General features: G+C 62.2%; 3 protein-coding genes. All 3 read left to right on the top strand.

Annotated elements, in window-relative coordinates; all coding sequences use genetic code 11:
- Positions 1-84 precede the first annotated feature (84 nt).
- Positions 85-504, top strand: coding sequence for a transposase (locus NCS58_RS34300; protein ID WP_284502540.1), 420 nt, complete (start codon positions 85-87; stop codon positions 502-504).
- Positions 501-845, top strand: a complete 345-nt coding sequence (tnpB, locus tag NCS58_RS34015; protein WP_061122005.1) for an IS66 family insertion sequence element accessory protein TnpB — start codon at positions 501-503, stop codon at positions 843-845. The genes NCS58_RS34300 and tnpB overlap by 4 nt, the downstream gene beginning before the upstream one ends.
- A 30-nt stretch (positions 846-875) precedes the next feature.
- A partial coding sequence (tnpC, locus tag NCS58_RS34010; protein WP_250539044.1) for an IS66 family transposase occupies positions 876-1906 on the top strand: 1031 nt, incomplete at its 3' end.

Raw genomic sequence — 1906 nt, 5'->3', positions numbered from 1 at the left:
GTAAGCGACTCGGCACAACCGTTTCCCACTGCTGAATATTTCGACGCATGATGGGCGCGTTCAGCTTGACGGAGACAGTCAGCCATGTCGAACGCAGCGGGCCGCACGCATCCCCATCGGACGTATGCGCAAGAATTCAAGCAGCAGGTGATCAGAGAGACATTGGAACCCGGCATGTCGGTGTCGATTGTTGCGCGACGGCACGACATCAACGCCAATGTGGTGTTCGCGTGGCGCAAGCAATACCGTGAAGGCAAGCTGGTCATACCTGCAATCGAAGTTGCGCCGAGCGTGCCCAGCACGAAGCTACTGAGCGTCGACGTGATCGACTCAGCATTGGTACTGCGGCCGCCTGAGCCCGCAGTGGCGTCGCAAGCGCCGAGCGGTATACCGATGCCGGCGCCCGTGTGCGAAATCGAGGTGGAGATCGGCAAACGGCGTGTGAAGATTCGCGGCCTGTCTGTCGAGCGCGCTGAAGCGTTCCTGCAGGAATGCCTGAAGTGATCGCGCTGCCGGCAGGTACGCGCGTGTGGCTCGTGGCCGGCGTGACAGATATGCGCTGCGGCTTCCAGGGGCTGGCCGCGAAAGTGCAGACAGCGCTCGAAGAGAATCCGCTGGGTGGCAACGTATTCATCTTCCGCGGCCGCCGCGGCGATCTCGTGAAGCTGCTTTGGGCGACCGACGATGGGCTCTGGCTGCTCGCAAAACGATTGGAGCGAGGCCGGTTTGTCTGGCCACAGGCCGACGGTGGAAAGATCCATCTGACGAGCGCACAGCTGTCGATGCTCCTCGAAGGCATCGACTGGCGACACCCGCAACGCACCGCTGCTCTGTCGATGTTGTAAACCACATCGAAGGCTCGTAAACTGCGACGCATGTCCCAATCTGCGCCGCTTCCCACCACCGTCGCGGAGCTCCAGGCTCTGGTGCTCGAGCAGCAGGCGTCAATCGAGAACATGGTGCGGGAGATCGCCGCACGGGACGACGAAATCGAACGCCTGAAGGCGCAGATCGACAAGCTCAGGCGGATGTACTTCGGGAGCAAGTCCGAGAAACTGGCCCGGCAGATCGATAAACTTGAGGCGCAGCTCGAAGACCTGACGGCCGGTCAGGGCGCTGCCGAAACGCGAGGGCATCGAGACAAGACGTCGACGGCGCCGCCTGGTCGAACGCCCACGCGAGAGCCGCTGCCGCCGCACTTGCCACGCGATGAAATCGAACTTACACCGAATGCGGCTTGCCCTAAGTGTTCCACAACGATGCAGCGACTCGGCGAGGATGTTTCCGAGCAGCTCGCGCGCGTAGCGGCTGCGTTTAAAGTGATCCGCACGATCCGTCACAAGCTGTGTTGTCCTGACTGCGGCCACATCGAACAGCCCGCGATGCCCAGCCTGCCCATCGAGCACAGCATCGCGCATCCGAGCCTGCTGGCCGACATTGCGGTATCGAAGTTCGCCGATCACCAACCGCTGTACCGCCAATCGGAGATTGCGGCACGCGACGGCGTGACGCTGGATCGCGCCAGCATGGGCCGCTGGATCGGGCAGATCGCCGAGCTCTGTGGACCGCTTGTTGAAGCAATCCAGCGCTACGTGCTGGTCCCCGGCAAGGTACACGTCGACGACACACCGGTTGCGGTGCTCGCGCCAGGCAACGGAAAGACGGTGACCGGTCGCTTCTGGGTCTACGTGCGCGACGATCACCGCTCGGGCTCGACCGAGCCCGCTGCGGTATGGTTCGACTTCTCCTCGAATCGCAAAGGCGTCCATCCTCAGACCCGACTCGCCGCATTCCGTGGCATCCTGCAGGCCGATGCTTACGCCGGTTTCGATCAACTGTATGCGAGCGGCGAGATCCACGAAGCGGCATGCTGGGATCATGCGAGGAGGTACATTTACGATGTTCA

Source organism: Caballeronia sp. INML3B, from assembly GCF_023631305.1.
GTDB lineage: Bacteria > Pseudomonadota > Gammaproteobacteria > Burkholderiales > Burkholderiaceae > Caballeronia > Caballeronia turbans.
This window is presented reverse-complemented; position numbering and strand designations above follow the sequence as displayed.